Origin of the sequence: Pseudomonas sp. EA_35y_Pfl2_R111, from assembly GCF_963970955.1 — a bacterium.
Lineage (GTDB): Bacteria > Pseudomonadota > Gammaproteobacteria > Pseudomonadales > Pseudomonadaceae > Aquipseudomonas.
Map to the genome: position 1 here is coordinate 1,082,070 of NZ_CAXAOM010000001.1, position 20,721 is coordinate 1,102,790.

At 60.0% G+C, this 20,721-nt stretch carries 22 protein-coding genes and 1 other RNA gene; 5 read left to right on the top strand and 18 right to left on the bottom strand.

The window, feature by feature from the left end; translation table 11 throughout:
• Positions 1-9: 9 nt before the first annotated feature.
• From mraY to rsmI, 9 genes are all read right to left on the bottom strand, one after another.
• Positions 10-1,092 (bottom strand): phospho-N-acetylmuramoyl-pentapeptide-transferase, encoded by a 1,083-nt coding sequence (gene mraY / locus AACY25_RS05240; RefSeq protein WP_339522951.1) that lies wholly within the window; start codon positions 1,090-1,092, stop codon positions 10-12.
• Positions 1,092-2,474 carry a UDP-N-acetylmuramoyl-tripeptide--D-alanyl-D-alanine ligase gene (locus tag AACY25_RS05245; protein WP_339522952.1) on the bottom strand — a complete coding sequence of 461 codons (1,383 nt, stop codon included), beginning with the start codon at positions 2,472-2,474 and terminating at the stop codon, positions 1,092-1,094. Before AACY25_RS05245 ends, mraY begins: the two co-directional genes overlap by 1 nt.
• Entirely contained in the window at positions 2,467-3,945 is a 1,479-nt protein-coding gene (locus AACY25_RS05250; protein WP_339522953.1) for a UDP-N-acetylmuramoyl-L-alanyl-D-glutamate--2,6-diaminopimelate ligase, read from the bottom strand. The genes AACY25_RS05245 and AACY25_RS05250 overlap by 8 nt, the downstream gene beginning before the upstream one ends.
• Entirely contained in the window at positions 3,945-5,684 is a 1,740-nt protein-coding gene (locus AACY25_RS05255) for a peptidoglycan D,D-transpeptidase FtsI family protein (protein WP_445262115.1), read from the bottom strand. Before AACY25_RS05255 ends, AACY25_RS05250 begins: the two co-directional genes overlap by 1 nt.
• Positions 5,681-5,974, bottom strand: coding sequence for a cell division protein FtsL (ftsL, locus tag AACY25_RS05260; protein WP_339522954.1), 294 nt, complete (start codon positions 5,972-5,974; stop codon positions 5,681-5,683). The genes AACY25_RS05255 and ftsL overlap by 4 nt, the downstream gene beginning before the upstream one ends.
• Positions 5,971-6,912, bottom strand: a complete 942-nt coding sequence (gene rsmH, locus AACY25_RS05265) for a 16S rRNA (cytosine(1402)-N(4))-methyltransferase RsmH (protein WP_339522956.1) — start codon at positions 6,910-6,912, stop codon at positions 5,971-5,973. The genes ftsL and rsmH overlap by 4 nt, the downstream gene beginning before the upstream one ends.
• A 2-nt stretch (positions 6,913-6,914) precedes the next feature.
• The gene (mraZ, locus tag AACY25_RS05270) at positions 6,915-7,370 is read right to left on the bottom strand and encodes a division/cell wall cluster transcriptional repressor MraZ (RefSeq protein WP_090249128.1); all 456 of its coding nucleotides are present in this window, start codon (positions 7,368-7,370) and stop codon (positions 6,915-6,917) included.
• 308 nt (positions 7,371-7,678) lie between these two features.
• Positions 7,679-8,037: RNase P RNA component class A (rnpB, locus tag AACY25_RS05275), an RNA gene on the bottom strand.
• Between the two features lie 41 nt (positions 8,038-8,078).
• A complete protein-coding gene (gene rsmI, locus AACY25_RS05280; protein WP_339523841.1) occupies positions 8,079-8,921 on the bottom strand; it encodes a 16S rRNA (cytidine(1402)-2'-O)-methyltransferase in 843 nt (280 codons plus the stop codon).
• 155 nt (positions 8,922-9,076) lie between these two features.
• On the opposite strand from rsmI, the gene AACY25_RS05285 reads away from it, so the two are divergent.
• The 4 genes from AACY25_RS05285 to AACY25_RS05300 are packed head-to-tail and all read left to right on the top strand — an operon-like array spanning position 9,077 to position 12,413.
• Positions 9,077-10,888, top strand: coding sequence for a penicillin-binding protein activator (locus AACY25_RS05285; protein WP_339522957.1), 1,812 nt, complete (start codon positions 9,077-9,079; stop codon positions 10,886-10,888).
• Positions 10,885-11,259 carry a YraN family protein gene (locus tag AACY25_RS05290; RefSeq protein ID WP_339414160.1) on the top strand — a complete coding sequence of 125 codons (375 nt, stop codon included), beginning with the start codon at positions 10,885-10,887 and terminating at the stop codon, positions 11,257-11,259. The genes AACY25_RS05285 and AACY25_RS05290 overlap by 4 nt, the downstream gene beginning before the upstream one ends.
• A 30-nt stretch (positions 11,260-11,289) precedes the next feature.
• On the top strand, positions 11,290-11,883 hold the full coding sequence (locus tag AACY25_RS05295) for a phosphoheptose isomerase (RefSeq protein WP_339414161.1): 594 nt from the start codon (positions 11,290-11,292) through the stop codon (positions 11,881-11,883).
• Positions 11,880-12,413 (top strand): BON domain-containing protein, encoded by a 534-nt coding sequence (locus tag AACY25_RS05300; protein ID WP_339414162.1) that lies wholly within the window; start codon positions 11,880-11,882, stop codon positions 12,411-12,413. Before AACY25_RS05295 ends, AACY25_RS05300 begins: the two co-directional genes overlap by 4 nt.
• 67 nt (positions 12,414-12,480) lie before the next feature.
• Here AACY25_RS05300 and AACY25_RS05305 read toward each other — a convergent pair whose 3' ends face one another.
• The 7 genes from AACY25_RS05305 to rplM all read right to left on the bottom strand — a co-directional run bounded on the left by AACY25_RS05305 (position 12,481) and on the right by rplM (position 17,291).
• Positions 12,481-12,894, bottom strand: coding sequence for a ClpXP protease specificity-enhancing factor (locus tag AACY25_RS05305; RefSeq protein ID WP_339414163.1), 414 nt, complete (start codon positions 12,892-12,894; stop codon positions 12,481-12,483).
• A 15-nt stretch (positions 12,895-12,909) separates the two neighbouring features.
• Positions 12,910-13,527, bottom strand: coding sequence for a glutathione S-transferase N-terminal domain-containing protein (locus AACY25_RS05310; protein ID WP_339414164.1), 618 nt, complete (start codon positions 13,525-13,527; stop codon positions 12,910-12,912).
• 89 nt (positions 13,528-13,616) lie between these two features.
• A complete protein-coding gene (locus AACY25_RS05315) occupies positions 13,617-14,396 on the bottom strand; it encodes a cytochrome c1 (protein ID WP_339414165.1) in 780 nt (259 codons plus the stop codon).
• Entirely contained in the window at positions 14,396-15,607 is a 1,212-nt protein-coding gene (locus AACY25_RS05320) for a cytochrome b (protein ID WP_339414166.1), read from the bottom strand. The genes AACY25_RS05315 and AACY25_RS05320 overlap by 1 nt, the downstream gene beginning before the upstream one ends.
• A complete protein-coding gene (gene petA, locus AACY25_RS05325; RefSeq protein ID WP_339414167.1) occupies positions 15,607-16,200 on the bottom strand; it encodes a ubiquinol-cytochrome c reductase iron-sulfur subunit in 594 nt (197 codons plus the stop codon). Before petA ends, AACY25_RS05320 begins: the two co-directional genes overlap by 1 nt.
• A 255-nt stretch (positions 16,201-16,455) precedes the next feature.
• The gene (gene rpsI / locus AACY25_RS05330; protein ID WP_090249150.1) at positions 16,456-16,848 is read right to left on the bottom strand and encodes a 30S ribosomal protein S9; all 393 of its coding nucleotides are present in this window, start codon (positions 16,846-16,848) and stop codon (positions 16,456-16,458) included.
• A gap of 14 nt (positions 16,849-16,862) precedes the next feature.
• Positions 16,863-17,291, bottom strand: a complete 429-nt coding sequence (rplM, locus tag AACY25_RS05335; protein WP_090249152.1) for a 50S ribosomal protein L13 — start codon at positions 17,289-17,291, stop codon at positions 16,863-16,865.
• Positions 17,292-17,540: 249 nt separating this feature from the next.
• Here rplM and AACY25_RS05340 point away from each other — a divergent pair, with 249 nt between their 5' ends.
• Complete coding sequence (locus tag AACY25_RS05340) at positions 17,541-18,578, top strand: NADP(H)-dependent aldo-keto reductase (RefSeq protein ID WP_339522959.1); 1,038 nt, start codon at positions 17,541-17,543, stop codon at positions 18,576-18,578.
• Here the strand turns inward: AACY25_RS05340 and nfi are convergent.
• Positions 18,575-19,288, bottom strand: a complete 714-nt coding sequence (gene nfi / locus AACY25_RS05345) for a deoxyribonuclease V (RefSeq protein WP_339522960.1) — start codon at positions 19,286-19,288, stop codon at positions 18,575-18,577. The genes AACY25_RS05340 and nfi overlap by 4 nt on opposite strands.
• Positions 19,289-19,515: 227 nt before the next feature.
• Positions 19,516-20,652 (bottom strand): acyl-CoA dehydrogenase family protein, encoded by a 1,137-nt coding sequence (locus AACY25_RS05350; RefSeq protein ID WP_339522961.1) that lies wholly within the window; start codon positions 20,650-20,652, stop codon positions 19,516-19,518.
• Between the last annotated feature and the right edge of the window lie 69 nt (positions 20,653-20,721).

Below are 20,721 nucleotides of genomic sequence, written 5' to 3' on the forward strand. Positions count from 1 at the left end.
CCTCAGTCCTCAACGCAGTTTCAGGGTGGCAAGGCCGATCAGCACCAGAATCACGGTGATGATCCAGAAGCGCACGATCACACGTGGCTCAGGCCAGCCTTTCAGTTCAAAGTGGTGATGGATCGGCGCCATGCGGAACACGCGCTTGCCGGTCAGCTTGAAGCTGGCGACCTGGATGATCACCGACAGGGTTTCCACCACGAAGATGCCGCCCATGATGAACAGCACCACTTCCTGGCGAACGATCACCGCGATGGTGCCCAAGGCTGCACCTAGTGCCAGCGCACCGACGTCGCCCATAAACACCTGGGCCGGGTAGGTGTTGAACCAGAGAAAACCGAGGCCCGCACCGACTAGGGCGGCGCAGAACACAATCAGCTCACCCGCGCCCGGCACGTAGGGAATAAACAGGTATTCGGCGAACTTCACGTTGCCTGACAAGTAGCAAAAGATCCCCAGCGCACCGCCGACCATCACGGTAGGCAGGATGGCCAGACCGTCGAGGCCGTCTGTGAGGTTTACCGCGTTACTCGAGCCCACGATGACGAAGTAGGTCAGCACCACGAAGCCCAGGCCCAGCTCGAGGCTGAAATCCTTGAGCATCGGCAGAATCAGGGTGGTTTCCACCGGGCTTTGCGCAGTCGTATAAAGGAAGAACGCTGCGCCGAGGCCGAACACCGACTGCCAGAAGTATTTCCAGCGGCTCGGCAGGCCACGCGAGTTCTTCTCGATCACCTTGCGGTAGTCATCAACCCAGCCAATGGCCCCGAACAGCAGGGTTACGGCCAACACCACCCAGACATAGCGATTAGTCAGGTCAGCCCAGAGCAGGGTGCTAACGGCAATCGCCGAGAGAATCAGCGCGCCACCCATGGTCGGCGTACCCTTCTTCGACAGGTGCGACTGCGGGCCGTCGTTGCGCACCGACTGGCCGATCTGGCGAATCTGCAGGGTGCGGATCATCCATGGGCCGAGCCACAGCGACAGGGCCAGCGCCGTCAGCACGCCGAGGATGCCGCGCAGTGTTAGGTACTGAAACACTGCGAAACCCTTGTGGAACTGTTGCAGGTATTCCGCCAGCAGCAGCAGCATTAGTGAATCTCCCCGGATGTGCCACACAGCGCCGCGACGACTTTTTCCATCGCCGCACTGCGTGAACCTTTAATTAGAAGGGTGGTGTCGCCCTGCTCGGCGCTTTGTTCTAAAAGCAGCGCAGCAATCAGGCTGGCCTGGTCGGCAAAATGCCGAGCCGCCGCGCCAAACTCGGCCACTGCGTGAGCCATCTGTGGGCCGACGGCATACAACGCATCAACCTTACCCAAGGCATAGCTGCCGACCTGGCGATGGCCCTGCTCGGCCCACTCGCCCAGCTCGCCGATATCGCCCAGCACCAACACCCTGCGGCCAGGGAAACCGGCGAGGATATCGATGGCGGCGCAGACAGATGCCGGGTTGGCGTTGTAGCTGTCGTCGATCACCCGCAAACCGTTCGGCGCAATCTGCGCAACGGCGCGGCCTTTGACCGGCTGCAGGCTTTCCAGCCCAGCCTTGATCGCCGCAGGGGCAAGGCCCAGCGCCAGGGCAGCAGCAGCAGCGGCCAGGGCATTGGCTACATTGTGTTCGCCGAGCAGGTTGAGCTGAATACGTGCCTGACCGCTGGCGCAGTGCAGGGTAAAGGCCGAGCAGCCACGGGCGTCACGGGCCAGCTCGCTGGCATAAACGTCAGCCGCTGAATTACGCAGAGCGAAGCTGCTGATTGCACGGCCCTGGGCGCGTTGCTGCCAGATGGCAAAAGCACTGTCATCGCGGTTGAGCACGGCCACGCCGCTGCCGCTCAGGCCTTCGAGGATTTCGCCTTTGGCCTGGACAATCTTTTCCGGGCCGCCGAACTCACCGACATGGGCGTTACCGGCATTGTTGATGATGGCCACCTGCGGCTGGGTCAGGCCGACGGTGTAGGCGATTTCGCCCACATGGTTAGCGCCCAGCTCGATCACTGCGGCGACATGCTCAGGGGCAAGTTCCAGCAAGGTCAACGGCGCGCCGAGGTCGTTATTCAGGTTGCCACGAGTCGCCAGCACCGGGCCTTGCAGGCCTTCACGCAGGATACTGGCGAGCATTTCTTTCACGGTGGTCTTGCCGCTGGAACCGGTAATCGCCACCAGCGGCGCGTTGAACGCCTGACGATTGAGCGCGCCCAATTGGCCGAGGGCCAAACGGGTATCGGCGACCAGCAGTTGCGGCAATGGCGCACCAAGGACTTCACGCTCAACCAAAGCGGCCACTGCGCCTTTGCTTGCGACTTCAGCCAGGTAGTCATGACCATCGAAGCGCGGGCCGGCCAGGGCGACAAACAGCTGGCCCGGCTGAATCGCCCGGCTGTCGCTGCTGACGGCGCTAAATGCCACGTCCGCACCGATCACCCGGGCAGCCAATGGTGCAGCCACTTCGCTCAACCGCAGCGCCTTAAGCATGCGCCACCTCCCATGCGGCCAAAGCGTTGGCCGCTTCGACCAGATCGGAGAACGGCTGACGCACGCCGTTGATTTCCTGATAGTCCTCATGGCCTTTGCCGGCCAGCACCAGCACGTCATCGGCACTGGCAGCGGCAATCAGCTGGGCAATCGCCTGGCCACGGCCATGGACAAACTGCACGGCTTCTGGCGCGGCAAAGCCGGTGCGAATATCACTGAAAATCTGTGCGGGCGCTTCGGTGCGCGGGTTGTCATCAGTCACCAACACAGCATCGGCCAGACGCTCGACCACCGCCGCCATCAGCGGACGCTTGCCGCTGTCACGATCACCGCCGCAGCCGAACAGGCACAGCAGGCGGCCTTTAACATGCGGACGCAGGGCTTCGAGAACTTTTTCCAAGGCATCCGGTGTGTGTGCGTAATCCACCACCACCAGCGGCTGCTTGGCTCGTCCCGAAATGTTGCCGCCCAGACGCTGCATACGGCCAATGGGGCCCTGCAACTGTGGCAGCACCTTGAGAATTTCATCCAGCGGGTAATCCAGTCCGAGCAGCGCACCGACCACAGCCAGCAGGTTGCTCAGGTTGAAGCGGCCGAGCAAAGAGCTGCGCAGGCTACCTTCACCGCGCGGCGTCACCAGCGTGGCGCGCACGCCCTGCTCGTCGAACTGCGTATTACGGCAATACAGGTAGGCGTCGGCGTCGATCAGGCTGTAGCTGATCAGCCGCGACTCGTGCTCGGCAGCGGCCAGCTCTCGACCAAAGGCGTCGTCCAGATTGAGCACACGGCAACGCAGGCCCGACCAGGCGAACAGCGCGGCTTTCGCCTCGGCGTAAGCCTGCATCGAACCGTGGTAATCCAGATGGTCGCGCGATAGGTTGGTCAGCACCGCCACATCAAACGCCAAGGCAGCAACACGGCCCTGATGCAGACCGTGGGACGAGACTTCCATGGCCACGGCGCGAGCACCGGCGTTTTTCATATCGGCCAGGGTCGCCTGCACGCCGATTGGATCAGGCGTGGTGTGGCGGCCTTGCTCCAGCGCGCCGTAGAAGCCATTACCCAGAGTGCCAACAATGCCGCAGCGTTCGCCAAGCAGATCCAGCGCCTGAGCCAGCAACTGGCTGACGCTGGTTTTGCCGTTGGTGCCGGTGATGCCGATCAGATGCAGACCACGGCTTGGCTCGCCATAGAAGCGCCCGGCAATCGCCGACAGCTGATTGGCCAGGCCTTTCAGAGCAACCAGCTCAGCGCTTTGCGCAGTCATGACCGCAGCGCCTTCGGCTTCATAGGCCACGGCAGTGGCGCCACGGGCAACCGCATCAGCGATATGCACGCGACCGTCCTGCTGGGTGCCCGGCACGGCAAGAAACAGGTCGCCCGGGCGTACCTTGCGGCTATCCAGGGTCAATTCACGAATCAGGGTGGAGCTGGCGGCTTCCGGCAGCAACTGATTAAGGGGCATAGGCATCAGATGCGCCCTCCTTTAAGAGGATCAACGGCTGCGGTTTCAACCTTGACTGGCTCGGGCTCCGGCAGGTTATCCGGGGCGACGTTCATCAGCCGCAGCGCACCAGCCATAACCTTGCCAAACACCGGCGCCGCGACCAGACCGCCGTAGTAACCGCCCTCACCTGGCTCATCGATCATGATGACCGCCGCGATGCGTGGGTTATCGATAGGGGCAACGCCAGCGAAGAACGAGCGGTAGGCTTTGTCGACATAACCCTTGCTGCCGACGGCGGCTTTACGTGCGGTACCGCTTTTGCCGCCGACGTGGTAGCCCGGAACCTTGGCTCGCGCACCGCCGCCGCCCGGCTCTTCAACGACGGACTGAAGCATGCCGAGCACAGTCTTGGCGATCTGCTCATCGATCACCTGGGTCGTAACCGGCTGACGGTCCCGGCGTACCATGGACAGGTTCACGTTCTTGCCGTCGTTGGCCAGCACCGAGTAGGCGTGCGCCAGTTGCACCGCGGTCACCGAAAGGCCGTAGCCATAAGCCAGAGTGGCGGTCTCGGCCTGCTTCCAGACGCGGTAGTTGGGCAGATTGCCGACGCGCTCGCCAGGGAAGCTCAGGCCAGTGTCCTGACCCAGGCCGACTTGCTGCATAACGGCGTAAATCGGCTCGGCACCAATATCGAAGGCCACCTTACTGATGCCTACGTTGCTCGACTTCATCAGAATCTGGGTCAGGTTGAGCACGCCGCCGCGCGACACGTCACGGATGGTGTAGCGGCCGATGCGCAGGCTGCCGGGCGCAGTATCCACGGTCATTTCCGGGGTCCAGCGACCAGAACCGAGGGCGGCGGCTATAGAGAACGGCTTGACGGTCGAACCTGGCTCGAACACATCAATCATCGCCCGGTTACGCATGGCCGCTGGCTGCAGGTTGCGGCGATTGTTGGGGTTGTAGGTCGGCTGGTTGACCATGGCCAACACTTCACCTGTCTGCACGTCGAGCAACACCAGACTGCCGGCCTTGGCACCGAACTCGGTAACAGCGTTGCGCAGCTCGCGGTGCGCCAGGTATTGCAGACGCAGGTCAATCGACAATGCCAAGGTCTTACCGGCCTTGGCATTCTGTGCAACCTGGACGTCCTTGATCAGCCGCCCGCGCCGATCCTTGAGCACCTGACGCTTGCCGGGCACGCCGGCCAGCCAATCCTCGAAGGCCAGCTCCATGCCTTCGCGGCCGCGGTCATCAATGTCGGTAAAGCCCACTACATGGGCGGCCACCTCACCAGCCGGATAGAAGCGGCGGAACTCTTCGATGCCGTACACGCCTGGCACTTTCAGGTCGAGAATGCGCTGGCCCTGCTCGGGCGTCAGGCCGCGCACCAGATACATAAATTCGCGCTCGTGGGCCGCAGCCAGGCGCGCAGAGAAGGTCTTGGCGTCCTGCCCCAATGCAGCCGCCAGTTCATTCCACTTGGCCTTGCCGCTCTGCAGTTCCTTGCCGTTGGCCCACAGAGTGGTCACCGGTGTGCTGACGGCCAACGGTTCGCCATTGCGGTCGGTGATCAGGCCACGGTGCGCCGGAATAGGAATATGGCGCACGCTGCGCGCATCGCCATGGGCCTGCAGGAAGCTCTGGTCAAACACTTGCAGGTCGACAATGCGCCAGGCAATCGCGCCCACCATCAGTGCCAACAGCAGCAGCACCAGGCGGAAACGCCAAGGGTAGAGTGCACCCTCGAGCCCCATCATGGCGCCACCATGCGCACTTCGGCGGCATCCGGAATGCGCATGCTCAGGCGTTCGCTGGCCAGGGTTTCAATGCGGTTATGCGCGGTCCAGGTGCTTTGCTCAAGAATTAGCCGGCCCCACTCAGCCTGCGCTTTGTCGCGCACGCTCAGTTCGGCATACAGCTCATTGAGCAGCTGACGGTTCCAGTGCGCGCTGTAGGAAACTCCCACCGCAGACACCAGTACAGCCACAAACAACAGCAGCATCAGCAGGCTGCCACCGGGCAATGGCTTGGCGAAGGGCGCGCTCATCGCACTTTCTCGGCAATGCGCATCACGGCGCTGCGCGAACGCGGATTGGCGGCAAGCTCAGCCTCTGAAGCGAATACCGGCTTGCCGATCAACTTCAGGCGCGGCTCGAAAGCTTTCGGGATGATCGGCAGGTCGCGTGGCAACTTGTCCATCTCGCCCTTGGCATGCTTGCGCATAAAGAGTTTGACGATGCGGTCTTCCAGCGAGTGGAAGCTGATCACCACCAGGCGCCCGCCCACTGCGAGGTTTTCCAGCGCTGTATCAAGGCCGCTTTCCAGATCACCCAGCTCGTTGTTGATATAGATGCGCAAGCCCTGGAAGGCGCGCGTTGCCGGGTTCTTGCCTTTTTCCCAGGCAGGATTGGCCACGGTCAGCACCTGAGCCAGGTCAGCAGTGCGGGTAAACGGCTGCTCGGCGCGGCGCAGCACTACGGCACGGGCCATGCGCTTGGCAAAACGCTCTTCGCCGTACTCCTTGAACACCCGGGCAATGTCTTCTTCGGCAGCGCTGGCGATAAAATCTGCGGCGCTGACACCAGCATCCGGATTCATACGCATATCCAGCGGGCCATCGTTCATAAAGCTGAAGCCGCGCTCGGCGTCATCCAGCTGCGGTGACGACACACCGAGATCAAGCAGAATGCCGCTGACCTGCCCACCCAGCGCGCGCTGCGCAAGCTCGTCGCCCAGCTCGGCAAAGCTGCGCTGCACAACGACAAAGCGGCCGTCTTCGGCCGCCAGCGCATTCCCCGTCGCAATCGCCAGGGGATCTTTATCAAACCCTAGCAAGCGACCATCTGGCCCGAGCTTCTCCAAGATCAGCCGGCTATGCCCGCCGCGCCCGAAGGTGCCATCCAGATAGCAACCATCGACGCGCACAGCGAGCCCTTCGACAGCCTCGTCGAGTAGCACGGTGATATGGCGGTAGTTGCTGGTCATGGTCACAGGATCAAGTCACGTAGGTCGTCGGACAGAGCACCCGGTTGCTTGATCGCGGCCAGATCGGCATCGGCCACAGCGTTCCAGGCATCTTCATCCCACAGTTGGAATTTATTGAGTTGGCCGACCAGCATCGCGCGCTTGTCCAGCTTGGCGTACTCGCGCAGACGTGGCGGCACCAGGAAACGACCACTGGCATCCAGCTCGAGGTCAACAGCGTTGCCGATCAGCAGACGCTGCAGGCGGCGATTTTCTTCACGGAAGGAGGCAAGTTCGCGGAGCTTGGCTTCAATCAGCTCCCACTCGGACAGTGGATAGACGCAGAGGCATGGGTCGATGGCATCAATCGTGACAATGAGCTGACCGGCGCAACGCGACACAAGCTCGTCCCGATACCGACTTGGCATCGCGAGTCGCCCTTTGGCGTCGAGACTGATGGCGTTTGCTCCGCGAAACACGATCGCGCTTCCCCTTTTTATTAGCTATCCATGCCCAAGAAACCCACTTTCTGCCACTTCTTACCACTCGCGCACACTATAGGAACGCACGCCCCCCACCGTCAAGGCACGCTTGGCGGGAAAAATCCTTATAGAACGGCGATTTAGCGAACTTCGAGAAGGGCAAAACGGAGAAATAACGCGAAGATATAGACTTAAAAATGAGCTTAAGCAGCGCGTTGAACCACGAAGTTAAAGTGATTTGTTAAGAGTAAGATTTTTTTGGTCTTAGAAAGGAGGCGAAACAGTGATGCGGATAAATGAGGAAGGTGGAGAGTCGATCTGTAAGCCGGGTTCTGTCGAGGACAGTCATTCCTCTACGACGTACATCACTGCACGCCTTTAGCAACCTACCCGGTTCCAGCGCGGGCCACGCCAATGGAACCCTATTTGGTCTTGCTCCGAGTGGGGTTTGCCTAGCCACGAACTGTTACCAGTCGCGCGGTGCGCTCTTACCGCACCTTTTCACCCTTACCGGCACCGAAGCGCTTAGGCGGTTATTTTCTGTGGCACTTTCCGTAGGCTCACGCCTCCCAGGCGTTACCTGGCACTCCGCCCTATGGAGCCCGGACTTTCCTCCCCCGCATTACGCAGAACGCAACACGGCAGCGACTGTCCGATCGACTCTCCGCGGGCAAGGTTAACGGCCCGCGCCCTATAGGACAAGGTTTAAACGTCTTTCTGCTGCTCCAGTGCCACCTGATAGAGCAGGTTCTTGCGCACCCCAGTGATCTCCGCCGCCAGCGCTGCCGCGCGTTTCAGCGGCATCTCCGCCAAGAGCAGATTCAACACACGCATAGCTTCGCTACTTACCGCCTCCTCACCCACCGGCGCCTGCCAACCGGCAACCAGTACGACACACTCGCCGCGCTGCTGATTACTGTCAGCAGCCACCCAAGCGGCCAGCTCGGCCAGCGGCATACCCTTGAGCGTCTCGAAGGTCTTGGTCAGCTCACGCGCCAGCAACGCTGGGCGCTCATCGCCAAATACCGCCTGCATATCCTGCAGACACTCAAGGATGCGATGCGGCGCCTCGTAGAAGATCAGCGTGCGCGGCTCTTCCTTTACCTGCTCAAGGCGCGCGCGACGCCCTGCCGCCTTGGCCGGCAGAAAGCCCTCAAAGATAAAGCGATCCGACGGCAAGCCCGCAGCAGACAGCGCAGCAATTAATGCGCAGGCGCCCGGTACGGGCACCACCGCAATGCCGGCAGCGCGCGCCTGGCGCACCAGGTGATAACCGGGATCGGAAATCAGCGGCGTGCCGGCGTCGGAGATCAGCGCCACATCGTCACCGGCCAGCAGCCGCGCGAGAAAACGCCCGCCCTGATCACGTTCGTTGTGTTCATGGCAGGCCGCCAGTGGCGTGCCGATGCCAAAGTGCTGCATCAGCCGCGCGGAATGGCGGGTATCTTCTGCAGCAATCAGGGCAACGCTGCGCAGGATAGTCAGCGCCCGCGCACTGATGTCATCCAGGTTGCCGATGGGCGTAGCAACCACATAAAGACTGCCCAAAGGCGCATTCGCAGCAGCGTAAGTGGTCACAGCACAGGCCTCTCAAAATCAGCAAAGCGCGCATTGTAGCCCGTTTCCAACCTTCGACATCGCGTCACTCGGCGGGCTTGGGTACAATTCAACGCTCAATTTGATCAAGTATCAGGAACGCTTACATGATCGCCTGCCTGCGCCCGCTCACCGCCATCTGCCTTGCCGCCCTGCTCGCGGCCTGCGCCAGCCAACCCTCTTCAACCCTTGGCGAACTGCCGCGCACCCCGCAAGCCAGCATCGAACAGCTGCTGCAGCAAGCAGCCGAAAGCCCCACCGAGCAAGCTGTAGCGCTGCGCCTGTCGGCGGCCGATCTAGCCTATAAGCAGAAGGACTTGGTCCGCGCCAGCAGCATTCTGGAACAGGTGCCTTTGGAAAACCTGAAGCCAGCCCCACAGATCTACGCCAGCACCCTGCGCGCAGAGTTGGACATGAGTCGCGACAAACCCAAAGCCGCCCTGCTCGCCCTCAGTCACTCGAGCATGGAGCGCCTCGGCGAACTGCCGGTTGAACAGCAGGTGCGCAGTCAGCTGGTACGCGCCAACGCCCTGCAAGCCACCGGCCAGACTCTCGCCGCCGCCCGCGAACGTGCCTATATCGCGCCACTGCTCAGTGGTGCCAGCGCCGGACACAACCAGGAAGCCATCTGGACGCTGGTTGCCAGCCTGCCCGCGAGCGAACTGCAAGCCAGCGGCGATGCTGATCTCGATGGCTGGCTGGAGCTGGCCCGTGCATCCAAGAGCGCCGGCACCCTAGAACAGCAGCAAAACGCTATCGACAACTGGATTGCAGCCAACCCGCAGCACCCTGCCGCGCAGCAACTGCCGCAGGCCCTGGTCGAGCTGAGAAAGCTCTCCACCCAGCCACTGACTGAGATCGCCCTGCTGCTGCCACAGGATGGCCAGCTGGCCAGCGTAGCCCGCGCCCTGCGCGATGGCTTCCTGGCCGCTCATTATCAGGCGCAACAAGCCGGACAGAACCCAGCCAATATTCAAATATTCGACAGCTCGCGTATCGGCTCCATGGACGCCTTCTACGCCCAGGCTCAGGCCGCCGGCGTGCAACTGGTGATTGGCCCATTGGAGAAGAATCTCGTCAGCCAGCTGAACAGCCGTGAACAACTGCCGATCACCACACTCGCCCTCAACTACAGCGAAGGCAGCCAGGAAGGCCCTGCACAGCTGTTCCAGTTCGGCCTCGCCGCCGAGGACGAAGCCCGCGAAGTCGCCCGCCGCGCCTGGGCTGACGGCATGCGCCGGGCCGTAGCGTTGGTGCCCAATGGCGAATGGGGCGACCGCGTCCTCGCCGCCTTCCGCCAGAGCTGGCAGACCCAAGGCGGCACCCTGATCGCTGCCGAACATGTTGATCAGCCGGTCGAGCTGGCCCGCCAGATTGCCGACCTGTTCCAACTGCGCGAAAGTGAAGCGCGCAGCAAGCGCCTGCAAAACACCCTGGGCACCTCGGTTGCGGCCGCTCCATCGCGCCGCCGTGATGTCGACTTTATCTTCCTCGCCGCCACCCCACAGCAGGCTCAGCAGATCAAGCCGACCCTGGCCTTCCAGTACGCCGGCGATGTACCGGTGTATGCCACTTCGCACCTGTTCACCGGCATTTACAACCAGGCGCAGTACATCGACCTCAACGGCATCATGTTCTGTGAAACACCCTGGCTGCTGAACGTCAACGACCCGCTGCGCCAGCAAGCCACTACACAATGGCCACAAGCTGGCGGTAGCCTCGGCCGCCTGTACGCAATGGGCGCTGATGCCTACCAGCTGGCGCCGCGCCTGAACCAGCTCAAGGCCCTGCCCGATACGCGCCTGCAAGGCCTCTCGGGCAACCTGAGCATGAACCCCAGCCAACGCATTGAGCGGCAACTGCCTTGGGCTGAGTTCCGCGATGGCCAGGTCCAGCCACTGCCCGACAGCATCAATTGAGCGAGCGCATCAGCACTCAACAACGCGGAGACGCTGCCGAAGCCCAGGCGCGGCAGCATCTCGAACAGCATGGCCTGCGCCTACTGGCACAGAATTGGCGCTGCCGTCTCGGTGAGCTCGATCTGGTCATGCTCGACGCCGATACAGTAGTATTCGTAGAAGTTCGCTATCGGCGCCATAGCGCCTGGGGCGGCGCAGTCGAGAGCGTGGATGCACGCAAACGTGAGAAACTCAGCCGCGCCGCTCAGCACTTCCTGCAACAAGAATCGCGCTGGGCCAAGCACCCATGCCGTTTTGATGTGATAGCCATAAACGCCGACAGCCAAGCCCCCGCGCAACTGAACTGGATTCAAAACGCCTTTGATACCTGAACAGACGCCACACTGAAGGTTATATCTCCAATGGATATGCAAGCCCGTATTCGCCACCTGTTCCAAGCCAGCATTGAAACCAAGCAGCAGGCCATGGAAGTGCTCATCCCCTTTATCGAGCAAGGCAGCCAGGCCATGGTCCAGGCACTGCTCAGTGAAGGCAAGATCCTCACCTGCGGCAATGGCGGCTCAGCCGGCGACGCCCAGCACTTCTCGTCTGAGCTACTCAACCGCTTCGAGCGCGAACGCCCGAGCTTGCCAGCGATCGCCCTGACGACCGACAGCTCGACCATCACCTCGATTGCCAATGACTACAGCTACAACGAGGTGTTTTCCAAACAGATTCGCGCACTCGGCCAACCCGGCGATGTGCTGCTGGCAATCTCCACCAGCGGCAACTCTGCCAATGTGATCCAAGCCATCCAAGCCGCACATGATCGAGAAATGGTTGTCGTAGCCTTGACCGGTCGCGATGGCGGCGGCATGGCATCACTGCTGCTGCCAGAAGACGTGGAAATCCGTGTGCCCTCGAAAGTCACCGCACGCATTCAGGAGGTCCACCTGCTGGCCATCCACTGCCTGTGCGACCTGATCGACAGCCAACTGTTTGGGAGTGAAGAATGACCCGTTCACCACTGATCCTCGCCGCCCTGGCACTGACCCTCGCTCTGGCCGGCTGCGGCAACCGCAGCGTCGGCAACAAGATCGACGACCAGTTCATCCCCTCCGAGGTCAGTTCCAGCGTAGCCCGCGCACATATTGATCTGACCAGCCCGACCTCACATATCATTGTCACCAGCTACAACGGCGTAGTGCTGCTGGCCGGACAGACGCCACGCAGCGACCTCAAGGCCATGGCCGAGCAAGCCGCGCGCAAGGTAAACAACGTGAAAAAGGTACACAACGAGCTGCAAGTTCTGCAACCTACCTCACTACTGGTACGCAGCAACGACTCATTGCTGACCAGTCGAATCAAAACCCAGATGCTTGCCGACAGCGCTGTGCCTGGTACGCGCATCAAGGTGATCACTGAGAACGGTATCGTCTATATGCTCGGTGTGGTCTCGCAAGCCGAAGCCAGCCACGCCACCAATCTTGTGCAAAGCGTGTCTGGCGTGCAGAAAGTGGTGAAGCTGTTTCAGTACACCAACTGATAACACTATCCATGCACCACCTGCGTGGCGGCAATAAAAAAGGCGATCTTCGGATCGCCTTTTTTATTTACTTAACCACTTTCAGGCTGGGCCTGCCGCTGGGACGTGGCGGCTCATCATCCGGAGGGCTCTGCTCATCCGGATCTTCGATCTCGTCACCGTCAAGCATCGACGACTCCGCATCAAACACCATGCCCTGGCCATTCTCCCGCGCATAGATCGCCAGTACGGCAGGGGCGGGGATATACAGGCTTTGCGGCACGCCGGCAAAACGCCCCTCAAAACTCACTGCCTCGTTATCCATATGCAGATGACGCACCGCTGTCGGCGAGACATTCAGCACGATCTGCCCATCGCTGGCAAAACCGGCCGGCACCTGCACACCGGAAAAATCGGCATTGACCAGCAAGTGCGGGGTGCAGTCGTTGTCCACGATCCACTCATAGAGGGCACGAACCAGATAAGGACGACTCGACTTCATCTCTACCTCCTCGGGTTAACGCATATCACGTTCGGCAGGCGACAAACTGGCCTGGAACGCTTCACGAGCAAACTGACGATCCATATAGTCCAGCAACGGCTTGGCCGGTTTTGGCAACTCTATCCCCAGAATCGGCAAACGCCAAAGAATCGGCAGCAGGCAGCAGTCCACCAGGCTCAATTCCTCACTGAGAAAGTACGCCTTGTCGGCAAACAGCGGTGATACGCCCGTCAGGCTCTCACGCAGCTCCTTGCGCGCCAGAGCGCGGGCTGGCTCTTTGCTGCGCGGGTCAAGAATCAGATCAACCTGCGCACACCAGTCGCGCTGGATGCGATGAATCAGCAAGCGGCTATTGGCGCGGGCTACCGGGTATACCGGCAGCAATGGCGGATGTGGGTAACGCTCATCCAGGTATTCCATCACCACGGTCGACTCATACAGAGCCAAATCGCGATCCACCAGGGTCGGCAGGCTGGCGTAGGGGTTAACCTCCAGCAGCTTGGCCGGATAACGGCCCTTCTCGACACTGATAATCTCGGCGCTGACACCCTTCTCGGCGAGCACAATGCGTACGCGGTGGGAATAGTGGTCGGCGGGGTCGGAGTAACAGGCCAACCGATTGGTCACGCCCATGGCGGTCCTCCTCGCTTATAAAGTTATGTGAAGCAGAAAGACCTGCGCGCCCAAAGGGGCGCGCAGGTCAACAGCGGAGATGCAACGGATTAATGCACGTCCTTCCAGTACTCGCGCTTGAGCAGATAGGCGAATACGAAGAAGAAGGCAAGATACAGCAGAACGTAGGTACCGATGCGCTGACTTTTCAACTTAACCGGGTTCGCCGAGTACGCGAGGAAAGTCACCAGGTTCTGGATCTTCTCGTCGAACTCTTCAGTGCTCAGCGTGCCGGTCTTCGGCTCAACAGTCAGCTGGTCACAGGCTTCGTGAGTGATTGGCGTGCCGGTCAGTGGATCGAACAGCTTCTTACCCTCCTCAACCACTTGTACCTGCTTGCAACCAATCACCTGCTTACCCTGCAGCCCCACCAGCACGTTCGGCATGCCGACGTTCGGGAAGACCTTGTTGTTGGCACCCAGCGGACGAGTAGGATCGTCATAGAAGGTACGCAGGTAGGTGTACAGCCAGTCGTTACCACGCACACGAGCAACCAGAGTTAGGTCGGGCGGCGCGGCACCGAACCAGGCCTTGGCATCAGCTGGCTTCATGCCGATATTCATGTGCTCGCCAATCTTCGCGCCAGTGAACACCAGGTTCTCCAACATGACTTCATGCGGAACGCCCAGATCATCAGCAACACGCTCATAGCGCTGGTATTGCGCCGAGTGACAACCCATGCAGTAGTTGGCGAACGTACGCGCACCATCCTGCAGAGCCGCTTTATCGGTCAGATCGATATCCACTTTATCCAGCGGATAACCGCTGCCAGCGCCCAAGGCCAGAGCCGGCATTGCAGCAATAACGAGTGCAGCAAATAGCTTCTTCATCAGCCAGTCACCCTTTCCGGAACCGGTTTGGTCTTCTCGAGTTTTGTATAGAACGGCATCAGGATGAAATACGCGAAGTACAGGAAGGTACATACCTGCGACAACAGCGTACGGCCTGGGGTTGGCGACAGTACGCCCAACACGCCGAGAATCACGAAGGATACGCAGAAGATCAGCAGCCAGACCTTGCTCATCCAGCCCTTGTAACGCATCGACTTGACCGGACTACGGTCGAGCCACGGCAGGACGAACAGCACAGCGATAGCCGCGCCCATGGCAATTACACCCAGCAGCTTGTCCGGCACCGCACGCAGAATCGCGTAGAACGGGGTGAAGTACCAAACCGGGGCAATGTGCTCAGGCGTCTTGAACGGGTTAGCCGCTTCGAAGTTCGGCTTCTCGAGGAAATAACCGCCCATTTCCGGGAAGAAGAAGATCACGAAGCAGAAGATAAACAGGAACACCACAACACCGACGATATCTTTCACGGTGTAGTAAGGGTGGAAGGCGATGCCGTCGAGCGGAATACCGTTCTCGTCCTTGTTTTTCTTGATGTCGACGCCGTCCGGATTGTTCGAGCCGACTTCGTGCAGCGCCAGGATGTGCAGCACTACCAGGCCGAGAATTACGATCGGCAGCGCCACAACGTGCAGGGCAAAGAAGCGGTTGAGGGTAATCCCGGAAATCAGGTAGTCACCGCGAATCCACTGAGTCAGGTCAGCACCGATCACCGGAATGGCGCCGAACAGCGAGATGATCACCTGAGCACCCCAGTACGACATCTGGCCCCACGGCAGCAGGTAACCCATAAAGGCCTCTGCCATCAGCATCAGATAGATCAGCATGCCGAAGATCCACACCAGCTCACGCGGCTTCTGGTAAGAGCCGTAGAGCAGACCGCGGAACATGTGCAGGTAGACCACCACGAAGAACGCCGACGCACCGGTGGAGTGCAGATAGCGCAGAATCCAGCCGTACTCCACATCACGCATGATGTATTCGACCGAGGCAAACGCCTGTTCAGCCGACGGCGTGTAGCTCATGGTCAGCCAGATACCGGTAACGATCTGATTGACCAGTACCAACAGCGCCAGGGAGCCGAAGAAGTAGAAGAAGTTGAAGTTCTTTGGCGCGTAGTACTTGGACAGATGGTCTTCCCACATCTTGGTCGCGGGAAAGCGCGCATCAACCCATTCCATGAATTTGCTCATCATGCTTTCTCCTGATCCACACCGATGATGATCACATCATCCGTCTCGTACGTGTGCGGCGGCACCGGCAGGTTCAAGGGTGCAGGCTGAGCCTTGTACACGCGACCTGCGAGGTCATAGCGCGAACCGTGGCATGGGCAGAAATAGCCGCCGACCCAATCAGCACCGAGGTCCGCAGGCGCCACTTCTGGACGGAAGGACGGCGCGCAACCCAGGTGGGTGCACAGCCCGACCAACAACAGCACTTCAGGCTTGATCGAGCGGGTTTTCGGATCAACATAACTCGGCTGCTCGGAGGCCTTGGAGTCGAAATCAGCGAGCTGACCTTCGATCTTCACCAGGTTACTGAGAATCTCCTCGGTACGGCGCACGATAAACACCGGCTGCCCCCGCCACTCGGCAACCATCTGCTGACCAGGCTCGATCTTGCTGACGTTCACCTTTACAGGTGCCCCGGCAGCTTTAGCCTTGGCGCTTGGGAACCAGGACCCTACGAACGGGACCGCGGCACCCACCGCTCCTGCAGCGCCCACCACAGAGGTGGCCGCTACCAGAAAGCGACGCCGGCCTGCATTCACGCCGTCATTGCTCATTCAGTCGTCTCCCATCAGCTTTATGGCCTTTTAAGCAGGCCTATACTCGGTAAGTTTCAGATCGCACAAAAAGTTGCCGAATGGTAAAGAAAAGCCCCTTTACTGACAAGGTAATTACCCAGCCATAAGGGACGCAACGCCTTGCAAATCACGGCACCCACTGCTGCGGCATGATGCCGCAGACCAAATCATCACCCATAAAAAACGCCCAGTTCCGAAAGGAAACTGGGCGTTTTTTGGAACGCAGGTAGCGAATTAACGCTTGGAGTACTGCGGACGCTTACGCGCTTTACGCAGACCAACCTTCTTACGTTCAACTTCACGGGCATCGCGAGTCACGAAGCCAGCTTTACGCAGTGCAGGACGCAGAGCTTCGTCGTAGTCCATCAGGGCGCGGGTGATACCGTGGCGGATTGCGCCAGCCTGACCACTTACGCCGCCACCGATAACGGTAACGAAGATATCGAACTTTTCGGTCATCTCAACCAATTCCAGCGGCTGACGAACTACCATGCGGGCAGTTTCGCGACCGAAGAAACCGTCAAGAGTACGGTTGTTGATGGAGATTTTGCCAGTACCTGCACGCAGGAAAACGCGAGCGGTAGCGGTCTTGCGACGGCCAGTGCCGTAATTTTGAGTCGCCGACATAATGAACTATTCCGTTAAAACTTCAGTTCTTGGGGCTGCTGAGCAGTGTGGGGGTGAGCAGCGCCCGCATACACTTTCAGCTTACGATACATGTCGCGACCCAGCGGGTTCTTCGGCAGCATGCCTTTAACCGCGGTCTCGATCACGCGCTCAGGGGCTTTAGCGATCAGCTTTTCAAAGTTGATCGACTTGATGCCGCCCGGGAAACCGGAGTGGGAGTAGTACATCTTGTCAGTGGTCTTGGCACCGGTAACGCGAATCTGCTCAGCGTTGATGATGACGATGTAGTCACCGGTATCAACGTGCGGAGTGTATTCAGGCTTGTGCTTGCCACGCAGACGGCTTGCAACTTCGGTAGCCAGACGACCCAGGGTCTGACCTGCAGCGTCGACGACAAACCAGTCGCGCTTAACTGTTTCCGGTTTAGCAGTAAAAGTTTTCATTCTTTATAGCCTCAGGGGCCGCCCTGATAAATAAGACGGCGGATCTTACTGAATAGTGCGTACTTTGACAAGGTCAAAGGCAGCCGAAAACAGGCGCTATCGGGGGCTCGGGTCAGCGCGTCCGTAATACGGCAAGATTCTTCGGCAGGCGGCGCATCACTTCCACTGCAGAAAGAGGTGCGCAATTATGCAGATTGCGCGGAGAATTTCAACACGATTATGCCAACCGGTTTTTTCAAGGAGCTAGCAATGGATTACCGTCAACTCGGCCGCACCGATCTCAAGGTCAGCAGCCTGTGCCTGGGCACCATGACTTGGGGCGAGCAAAACAGCGCTGACGAGGGCTTCGCCCAGATCGAACGCGCCAAGGCCTACGGGGTAAATTTCATCGATACCGCCGAGATGTACCCGGTGCCGCCGCGCGCCGAGACCTACAGCAAGACCGAACAGATCATTGGCGACTACTTCAAGCAGCGCGGTGATCGTGCCGACTGGGTGCTGGCCAGCAAGATTGCCGGCCCGGGCAACGGTATCGGCTATATCCGCGATGGCCAGCTCAAACACAACCGCGCGCATATCACTGCAGCGCTGGATGCCAGCCTCAAACGCCTGCAGACCGACTGGATCGACCTGTATCAGCTGCACTGGCCAGAGCGCCCGACCAACTATTTCGGCCAGCTCGGCTATCGCCATCAGGACAACGAGTTCACACCACTGGAGGAAACCCTCGAAGCACTGGATGAGCAGGTCAAGGCCGGCAAGATCCGCTATATCGGCCTGTCCAACGAAACACCCTGGGGCACCATGAAGTTCCTGCAATTGGCCGAACAACGCGGCTGGCCGCGCAGCGTGTCGATTCAGAACCCCTACAACCTGCTCAACCGCAGCTTCGAAGTGGGCCTGGCGGAAATCGCCCTGCGCGAGCAATGCGGTCTGCTCGCCTACTCGCCCCTGGCGTTTGGCATGCTGAGCGGCAAATACGAAAACGGCGTACGCCCTGCCGGCGCACGTCTCAGCCTGTTCAGCCGCTTCTCGCGCTACACCAACCCAGAGTCGGAAACCGCCTGCGCACGCTATGTCGCCCTAGCGCGCGAGCATGGCCTTGATCCGGCGCAGATGGCTTTGGCCTTTGTCACCGCACAACCTTTTGTCACCAGCAATATCATCGGTGCGACCAGCCTGGAACAGCTCAACAGCAACCTGGCCAGCAGCGAACTAAAGCTCACCGCCGAAATAATGGCTGGCATTGAGGTGATTCACCAAGCCCAGCCCAACCCCGCCCCTTAAAAGAGGGACTGTTGATCGCGTCTGGCGTCGCGCCGCGATGCCAGACGATCAGCTAAGCGCGTGGGCTCCGGCAGACGATGACGCCTTACACAGGCCATCGTCAGCTCCACGGCGCTATCAAGACTGACTCGATTACCGGGCGAGACTATCAGCGGACGCACCGCCCCCTTGCTGCGCAGCATCCAGCCAATTGCAGAACCGCGCCGATCCAGCAACGGCACGCGCGCGCCCCGCTGCTGAGGCAATTCAACATGGCTTCCGGTAAGAATCTTTTTTGCCACGCCGATGGTAGGCAAGCCACTGACTACACCGAGGTGCGCAGCGATGCCCAAACCTCGCGGATGGGCAATGCCATGCCCATCAACGAAGATCAGATCAGGCTCCTGAGGCAACCCAGCCAACGCGCTAAGCAATGCCGGTAACTCGCGAAACGACAATAAGCCGGGCACGTAGGGCATGCTCGTGGGGATACGCGCGACAGACTCGGCCAGCGGTTCGAGACTATCGGCATCTAGCAGAACCGCCGCCGCACGCGTGATAGCGCCACCCTCTTCGAAGCCGACATCCACACCGGCAATTACGCGCAACGGCGGATAATCGTCCTCCAGCCTCACCTGCGTCGCCAGGCGCTTTTGCATCTCGCGGGCCGCAACAACACTGCCATCCCAACCTGAAAAGGGCGCAGCAACGAGCTCTGAAAGCGATGCCATAACAATCTCCAGACGTTTTCGTCTTGGAGCGCTGGCACCGCGCCCAAGTTCGCCCGATTGTTATCGCATAGCCGCGAAACGCGCCTACAGGTCGTTGAAAAACGTAGGCGAGGCAGGCAAGACAAGGCAAAAACGGCCGAGGAAGCGGAGTTTACTGGCTGTAAATGAGCATTCCGAGGCCGTTTTTAACGCAGGATTGCCCACGCAGGTAGTTTTTCAACGGCCTGCTACAGCGAGCGGGCAATAATCTCTTTCATGATCTCGTTGGTACCGGCGTAGATGCGCTGCACCCGCGCATCGGCCCAGGCGCGCGCCACCGGGTATTCCCACATATAGCCGTAACCGCCGTGCAGCTGCACACACTCATCGAGCACCTTGCACTGCAGGTCAGTGCCCCAGTACTTGAGCATGGCTGCAGTCGGCACATCCAGCTTGCCCTGCAGGTGCAGCTCCAGACAGCGGTCGACAAACACCCGGCCGATCTGAATTTCCGTGGCCATTTCCGCCAGCTTGAAACGGGTGTTCTGGAAGTCACCAATCGGCTTGCCAAACGCCTTGCGCTCGCGGGTGTACTCCAGCGTCCACTGCAGCGCCGCCTCGGCAGAGGACAGCGCACCGATACCAACGGTCAGACGCTCCTGCGGCAATTCCTGCATCAGGTAGGCGAAGCCCATGCCGGCCTGGCCCAGCAGATTTTCCTTGGGCACGCGCACGTCCTGGAAGAACAGCTCGGAGGTGTCCTGCGCCTTCATGCCGACCTTTTCCAGGCGCTTGCCCTTAGAGAAACCGGGTGTATTGGCTTCAACCAGAAACAGGCTAGTGCCCTTGGCGCCAGCTTTCGGATCGGTCTTGGCCACCACGATCACCAGGTCAGCGAGAAAGCCGTTGGTGATAAAGGTCTTCGAGCCATTGATCACATACTCATCGCCATCCAGCACGGCGGTAGTTTTCACGCCCTGCAGGTCGGAACCGGCGCCCGGTTCGGTCATGGCGATGGCGGTGACCATCTCGCCGGACACCAGCTTGGGCAGGTAATGCTGCTTCTGCGCCTCGCTGCCGTAATGCAGGATGTAAGGCGCGACGATGTCCGAATGCAGGGAGAAACCGATGCCAGTTAGACCCAGGCGACCGACTTCCTCGATCACCACGGTGCTGTAAAGGAAGTCCGCCGCCATGCCACCGTATTCTTCCGGGATGTGCGAGCAGAGCATCCCCGCCTCACCCGCCTTGTTCCACAGCGCACGGTCGATGTGACCATCCTTCTCCCACTGCTGATGGAAAGGCACGGCTTCCTGCTCAAGGAACTTGCGCACGCTGTCGCGAAACTGTTCGTGTTCGGAGCTGAAAATCGTTCTAGGGATCATGGCAACACCTGCTTGATAGAGCGGTTTTAAAGTGGCCTCGACTTTAGCCAAGCAAACGCTTGGTCACAC

Bases quoted from the DNA above. Each gene is read 5' to 3' on its own strand.
- mraY (WP_339522951.1), bottom strand. From the start codon at position 1,092: ATGCTGCTGCTGCTGGCGGAATACCTGCAACAGTTCCACAAGGGTTTC.
- AACY25_RS05245 (WP_339522952.1), bottom strand. From the start codon at position 2,474: ATGCTTAAGGCGCTGCGGTTGAGCGAAGTGGCTGCACCATTGGCTGCC.
- AACY25_RS05250 (WP_339522953.1), bottom strand. From the start codon at position 3,945: ATGCCTATGCCCCTTAATCAGTTGCTGCCGGAAGCCGCCAGCTCCACC.
- AACY25_RS05255 (WP_445262115.1), bottom strand. From the start codon at position 5,684: ATGATGGGGCTCGAGGGTGCACTCTACCCTTGGCGTTTCCGCCTGGTG.
- ftsL (WP_339522954.1), bottom strand. From the start codon at position 5,974: ATGAGCGCGCCCTTCGCCAAGCCATTGCCCGGTGGCAGCCTGCTGATG.
- rsmH (WP_339522956.1), bottom strand. From the start codon at position 6,912: ATGACCAGCAACTACCGCCATATCACCGTGCTACTCGACGAGGCTGTC.
- AACY25_RS05285 (WP_339522957.1), top strand. From the start codon at position 9,077: ATGATCGCCTGCCTGCGCCCGCTCACCGCCATCTGCCTTGCCGCCCTG.
- AACY25_RS05295 (WP_339414161.1), top strand. From the start codon at position 11,290: ATGGATATGCAAGCCCGTATTCGCCACCTGTTCCAAGCCAGCATTGAA.
- AACY25_RS05300 (WP_339414162.1), top strand. From the start codon at position 11,880: ATGACCCGTTCACCACTGATCCTCGCCGCCCTGGCACTGACCCTCGCT.
- AACY25_RS05305 (WP_339414163.1), bottom strand. From the start codon at position 12,894: ATGAAGTCGAGTCGTCCTTATCTGGTTCGTGCCCTCTATGAGTGGATC.
- AACY25_RS05310 (WP_339414164.1), bottom strand. From the start codon at position 13,527: ATGGGCGTGACCAATCGGTTGGCCTGTTACTCCGACCCCGCCGACCAC.
- AACY25_RS05315 (WP_339414165.1), bottom strand. From the start codon at position 14,396: ATGAAGAAGCTATTTGCTGCACTCGTTATTGCTGCAATGCCGGCTCTG.
- AACY25_RS05320 (WP_339414166.1), bottom strand. From the start codon at position 15,607: ATGAGCAAATTCATGGAATGGGTTGATGCGCGCTTTCCCGCGACCAAG.
- petA (WP_339414167.1), bottom strand. From the start codon at position 16,200: ATGAGCAATGACGGCGTGAATGCAGGCCGGCGTCGCTTTCTGGTAGCG.
- rpsI (WP_090249150.1), bottom strand. From the start codon at position 16,848: ATGTCGGCGACTCAAAATTACGGCACTGGCCGTCGCAAGACCGCTACC.
- rplM (WP_090249152.1), bottom strand. From the start codon at position 17,291: ATGAAAACTTTTACTGCTAAACCGGAAACAGTTAAGCGCGACTGGTTT.
- AACY25_RS05340 (WP_339522959.1), top strand. From the start codon at position 17,541: ATGGATTACCGTCAACTCGGCCGCACCGATCTCAAGGTCAGCAGCCTG.
- nfi (WP_339522960.1), bottom strand. From the start codon at position 19,288: ATGGCATCGCTTTCAGAGCTCGTTGCTGCGCCCTTTTCAGGTTGGGAT.
- AACY25_RS05350 (WP_339522961.1), bottom strand. From the start codon at position 20,652: ATGATCCCTAGAACGATTTTCAGCTCCGAACACGAACAGTTTCGCGAC.